The sequence below is a fragment of the Bacillus pseudomycoides DSM 12442 genome, from assembly GCF_000161455.1.
Lineage (GTDB): Bacteria > Bacillota > Bacilli > Bacillales > Bacillaceae_G > Bacillus_A > Bacillus_A pseudomycoides.
The window spans coordinates 5,717,957-5,724,464 of record NZ_CM000745.1 but is presented as its reverse complement, the minus strand read 5'-3'; the positions used below and the strand labels follow the sequence as shown (position 1 = coordinate 5,724,464).

The window sequence follows — 6,508 nt, the reverse complement described above, 5'->3', positions numbered from 1 at the left end:
AGTGCCAGGGGAACTGGCAATTGGCGGGGATGGAGTCTCCCTTGGATATCTGAACCAGTCTGACTTGACAGAAGAGCGTTTTATTGAAAATCCTTTTGTGCCGGGCGAGCGGATTTATAAGACGGGGGATCTTGTCCGCTGGATGCCAGATGGAAACCTTGAGTACTTGGGAAGAATAGACCAACAAGTGAAAGTCAGAGGTCACCGAATTGAGCTTGGAGAAATTGAAAGTCGACTAAAAGAATTTCCAGCAGTCCGCGAGGCGGCGGCCACTATGAAAATAGACAGTCAGAGGCATTCTTACCTTTGTGCCTATATCGTCTGGAAGGGAGAGGTATTGGAAGCTTCTTTGCGCGAGTATCTGGCAGAACACTTGCCAGCTTACATGATTCCAACTCATTTTTTCTATCTGGAGGAGCTTCCGCTTACTCCAAATGGAAAAGTGGATAAAAATAGGCTTCCTGCAGAAAGAAGTAAAGATAAGGGAACAAAGCTTTATGTAGAACCTGTCACGGACACAGAGAAGGCGCTGGCCGAAATATTTAAGGAAATCTTGCAGGTAGAGCAGGTAAGCCTGAATGATAATTTTTTTGAACTTGGAGGACACTCTCTTAAAGCTACGATTCTTTCAGCCAGAATTCATAAAATTATGAGAATAGAAGTAAGTCTGAAGCGAATTTTTAGTTTCCCAACAGTTAAAAAGCTGGCTCAACATATCGATGAGCAGTCTCAAAGCTCTTTTGAGGCAATTAGGCGTACTACCGAAAAAGAGTACTATCCTGTTTCTTTTGCGCAGAAACGAATTTATGTTTTGCAGATGATGGAGGAAAAGGGAACTCATTATAATATTCCAATACTGTTAAAAGTAGATGGGAAGCTGGAACTTGAAAAGGTTCAAGAATCATTAAACTGTCTAATTCAACGACATGAAATTTTAAGGACATCATTCCACTTCAAAGAAGAACAGCTTGTACAAAAAATTCATGATAATTTGGATTGGCCTCTGGTGCATGTCATTGCGCAGGATCCAAATATTGATATTCTTAAAAAAGAGTTTATTCGACCATTCGATTTAAGCTGTGCCCCTCTATTAAGGTCACAGTTAGTACAGATTAATGCTGAATCGCATATACTCATGATTGATTTTCATCACATCATTTCAGATGGAATATCTGTAAATATACTGCTTCAGGAGTTCTATGATCTCTATCACGGACGGGAGCTTCAAGAGGCGACTATCCAATATAAGGATTATGCGGTTTGGCAACAGAGTCAAGTTGACTCCTTAAAGCGTCAAGAGATTTTCTGGAAAAAACGTTTTGAAGGCGAAATTCCTGTGCTGGATATGCATACTGATTATTCGAGACCACAGGTACAGAAGTTCGACGGTGATTTGCTGCAGATGGATTTTAGTAGAGCGTTTACGGAAAGGATTAAACTTTTTTCTTCTCAATCAGATGTGACTCTTTACATGACTATGCTGGCAGCCTATCATGTTCTTCTTCATAAGTATACAGGCCAGGATGATATTGTGATTGGTTCACCGATTGCAGGGCGTTCTCACTCAGACACGGAAAAAGTAGTCGGCATGTTTGTCAATACTCTGGCGCTACGTCATAAATCAAATGCTGGACAATCATTTAGCGAATTTTTAAATCAGGTGAAAAATGAGGTGCTTCTTGCACAAGAACATAGTGGATATCCATTTGAAGAATTGGTCGAAAAACTGGGGATTCAACGTGTGTTAAATCGAAATCCTTTGTTTGATACAATGTTCATTCTTCAGAACATGGAGAAATTTCAAACGAATCATGATGGACTACAACTTAACGTAATGCAGTTAGAAATGGATACATCAAAATTCGACCTTAGCTGGGTTATAGATGAAACTGAAAATCTCCGTTTGTCGGTAGAATACAGCACTAGTCTGTTTAAAAAACAATCTGTGGAAAGAATGGCTACCCATTACATTCATATTCTTGATCAGATTCTAAAAAATCCGGATATCCTGATTGGCCATATCCAACTGGCTACAGAAAGTGAAAAACAGGAGGTTCTTATAAAGTTTAATCAGACCGGGTTTCAGCAGGCGAAAGTTGAAACGCTGCATGGCTTGTTTGAGCAGCAGGTGAATAAAAGCCCTAACAAAGTTGCAATTGTTTCTGGCAACGAGCGGATCACATATAGAGCTCTTAATGCACGTTCAAATCAGCTGGCCAGAGCTTTAAGGAATAAAGGGATCGGAAAAAATCAGATTGTAGGGTTGTTATTCGAAAAGTCCATTGACATGATTGTAGCCATCTTAGGGGTGTTAAAAGCGGGTGCAGCCTATATGCCGATTGATCCGAGCTATCCTGAGGATAGAATATTGTACATGCTCAATGACAGCAGATCAAAGGTTTTAGTCTGTACTAATTCTACATGTGTTCCTACAGAATTTAATGGGAGTATTTTGAAGATTGATGATATTCTAGCTACATCTTTTGAAGTTCATAATCTGAGTGAAACTGCTTCAGCAGAAGATTTATCGTATCTGATATATACCTCAGGTTCCACAGGAAAGCCAAAGGGAGTAATGGTGGAGCATAGGAATGCAGTGCGTCTTTTCTGTAATCAAAATAAAATATTTGATTTTGATGAAGAAGATATATGGCTATTCTTTCATTCCTATTGTTTCGACGTCTCAGTATGGGAAATCTTCGGTTCTTTGCTGAGGGGAGGAAAGCTGGTTGTAATATCTCAAATGGACAGCAGAAGCCCAGAAAAGCTTCTAACGATTATGGAAAAAGAGAAGGTAACTATTATGTGTCAGACACCGTCTTCCTTCGTTCCAATGTCTGCGGAACTTAATAGAACTTTCTACAACTTGAAGATAAGGAAAGTTATGCTGGCCGGAGAAGCTTTATATCCTAACCAGCTAGAGCAATGGAGACAGGTTTATCCTGATACACAGATTATTAATATGTACGGCCCAACTGAAACAGCAGTTTATGCCACATATAAAGTGATGAATCCAGCTGAAACATCTTACATCAGCAATATAGGAGCACCTTTAGAACTTACAAAAGCTTATGTACTCGATAATCAAATGAATCTCCTACCAGCAGGAGTACCAGGCGAACTCTACATCTCCGGTACAGGAGTTGCAAGGGGTTACCTAAACATGGAAGAGTTGACATGTCAGAAGTTTATGACAAATCCTTTTGAGATTGGACAAAGAATGTATCGGACAGGAGATCTCGCTCGTTGGCTTCCAGACGGAAATTTAGAATATTTAGGAAGGAAGGATTCCCAAGTCAAGATAAGGGGTTACCGAATCGAACTGGGTGAGATTGAAGCTTGCTTATTGGCTCATCCTTCAATTGAAGAAGTTATTGTTTCTTCAAGAAAAACTGAGGACGGAAACTTGAACCTCTGTGCGTATTTGATCTCAAACAAAGAATGGAGCGTTTCGGAGCTACGGGCTCATTTATTGAGAACTCTACCAGAATATATGATACCTGCTTTTTTTGTCGAGCTAGACTCTTTTCCGCTCACATTAAACGGAAAACTTGATTACACAGCACTACCTGAGCCGAAATTAAAGAAGAGCGCTGAGAATTACACTGCACCTAAAACAGAAATGGAGAAAATAATGGCTCAAACTTGGCAAGAGGTCCTACGGATTGAGGCTGTTGGTATCCATGATAATTTCTTTGAACTAGGAGGAGATTCAATTAAAGCCATTCAGATTTCGGCAAAACTTCATGAACATCGGTTGAAATTCGATATGAAGGACTTGTTTAAGAATCCTTCTATATCGGATTTGATCCCTTATTTACAGTCTAGCCAGGCTGATGAGGAACAAGGATTGATTGAGGGGAATGTTCCGCTCACGCCAGTGCAGAAATGGTTTTTTTCTCAGCAATATCATGAAGTAGGACACTTTAATCAATCCATGATGCTTTTCCGGAAAAAGCGTTGGAATCCTATAGCCGTAAAGGATAGCATGCAGAAGATTTGTGAGCACCATGATGCCCTTCGCATGGCTTTCTCACTTGAAGGTTTTTCACAGTATAACAGAGGACTGGAAGGTATAGATTTAACGATTGAAGTGCTGGAGTTTTATGGAGCAGAGAATGCAGAGGCCTTGATAGAGAAGGAAGCAACACGGATACAGGGCAGCCTTAACCTTTCAGAGGGGCCGCTTGTAAGACTTGCTATCTTCAATACCGAAGAAGGTAGTTACCTTCTGATAGTCATCCATCATCTGGTTGTTGACGGTGTTTCATGGCGTATTATTTTGGAGGACTTTTCGTATCTATATGATGAAGGAGGATCAGTTCTCCCTGCTAAAACGACTTCATATCAATCTTGGGCGAAAGAGCTATATAAATACGCAAAGAGCCAAAAGCTTCAAAAGGAGATTCCTTATTGGAGAAAATTAGAGTCGAAAATTGTCCCGCCTCTTCCAAAAGATCAAAGTGTTACAGGGGCTTCTATCTACGGGAATACTCAATTAGAAGAATTCTGTCTGGGTGAAGAAGAAACTAAAATCCTTTTAACAGATGCTCATCGGGCCTATCAGACAGAGATAAATGATCTTTTGCTTGCTGCACTTGTTCTCGCGGTTAAAGAGTGGACTGGCAAGAACAGCATGGCCGTTACCTTAGAAGGCCATGGTCGAGAAGATCTGTTAGAAAAAGTAAATTTAAGCAGAACAGTGGGATGGTTTACAAGTATGTTCCCGGTTGTTTTTGAACTAGACTCAGACCATTTTTCTTCAGTAATCAAAGAGGTTAAAGAAAATCTTCGCGATATACCAAATAAAGGTGCGGGGTATGGAGTGATTAAATATTTGGCTCTTGAAAACGATATGGACTTTAAATTTAGTCTCAAACCAGAAATCAGCTTTAATTACTTAGGTCAGTTTAACCATGAGATATTTAACATGCCAATTGGGAAACAGATTAGTATGATTAATGAGAATCCTTATCCTATTCAAATGAACAGTTATGTTTCTGGGCAGCAGCTAAGAATGATATTGCTTTATGATCAGAGGAGCTTTTATAGCAGCAGCATAAAATCCTTTGGAGAGCGTTTCATACATTATCTGACTCTATTGATTAAACATTGTGAAAGTAAGGAAGAAACAGAGAGGACTCCAAGCGACTTCAGTATGACCAAATTGACCACAAGTGATTTAGACGATATTTTTGAGGTCTTTGAAGAGAAGGATTAAATTATATTACATTGGGGGTTATAGGGTGTGTTTAATAAAAAAAACGTAAAAGACCTATACCGACTATCTCCGATGCAGCATGGGATACTATTTCATTGTTTAAATCATCCAAAGGACCATGCTTATTTTGAGCAGATGACGATGGAGGTAGAAGGAAATCTTAACGTAAAACATCTTGAAGTTAGTTTGAATAGAATCGTTGAAAAACATGATGTTTTACGTACAGTCTTTTTGTATTCAAAAGTAAAGGAGCCGACACAGCTCGTTCTAAAAAGCAGAAAAACATCTGTTCAAGTAGAGGATATATCCTACCTAAGCAAAAGTGCACAGCATGATTTTCTGATGAACTTAAAGCGTAAGGACCGGGAAAGAGGATTTGATCTTTCCCGGGATCTCCTTTTTCGGATGGTGGTAATTCGGACAGGAGACGCTACATATCAGATTCTGTTGAGCTTTCATCATATTATATTGGACGGCTGGAGCATCGGATTATTGCTTAAGGAACTGTTTGAGGAGTATAGATGTCAGCAGCACGGCCAATCAAACCAAAATGAGAAATCAATGCCGTTTAGTGCTTATATACGGTGGCTGGAAGAGCAGAATGAAGAAGAAGCAAAGGCTTTCTGGGCTGGATATTTAAATGGATATCAGAATCTGTCGGGGATCCCCTATAAAAAGTCCAATCTATCAAGTGAATATAGAAGGGAAGAACTTCATTTCAGATTAAATTCAGTATTGACAAGGAAGCTGAAAGAGTTGGCTATATCACAGCATGTGACATTAAACATTCTTATCCAGACCTTATGGGGAATTCTACTTCAGAAGTTGAATGATATTGATGATGTTGTCTTTGGCTCAGTGGTATCTGGAAGGCCGTCAAATATTTCTGAAGTAGAAAAGATTGTTGGGTTGTTTATAAACACCATCCCTGTCCGGATTTCAGCGTCAGATGATGAGACGGTTGTCGGGGCCCTTAGTCAGGTGCAGGGTGCTTCATTAGAGGCGAAAAACTATGACTTTATTTCTCTGGCGGATATTCAATCAGTGAAAGCAGCACAAGGGCCAATATTTGATCATATTTTTGCATTTGAGAATTATCCAATGGACTCGTCTGGGGTGAATGGTGATCCTAAACTAGGATTTAGAATAACCGGAGTTACAGCTTTTGAGCAGACAAACTACGAATTGGTTATTCAGCTTCATGCAGGTGAAGAGTTAAACGGAAAAATAACATATAACGGAGCTGTCTATCCTAAAGAGCTCATTAAAAGACTGCCTGTTTATCTC

At 39.7% G+C, this 6,508-nt stretch carries 2 protein-coding genes; both read left to right on the top strand.

Features of this window, described 5'->3' with window-relative positions; genetic code table 11:
• The first annotated feature begins 1 nt into the window (after position 1).
• Positions 2 to 5,221, top strand: coding sequence for a non-ribosomal peptide synthetase (locus BPMYX0001_RS28905; protein WP_006097683.1), 5,220 nt, complete (start codon positions 2 to 4; stop codon positions 5,219 to 5,221).
• A gap of 27 nt (positions 5,222 to 5,248) precedes the next feature.
• The coding region (locus tag BPMYX0001_RS28900; protein ID WP_033799577.1) for a condensation domain-containing protein at positions 5,249 to 6,508 on the top strand (1,260 nt) is incomplete at its 3' end.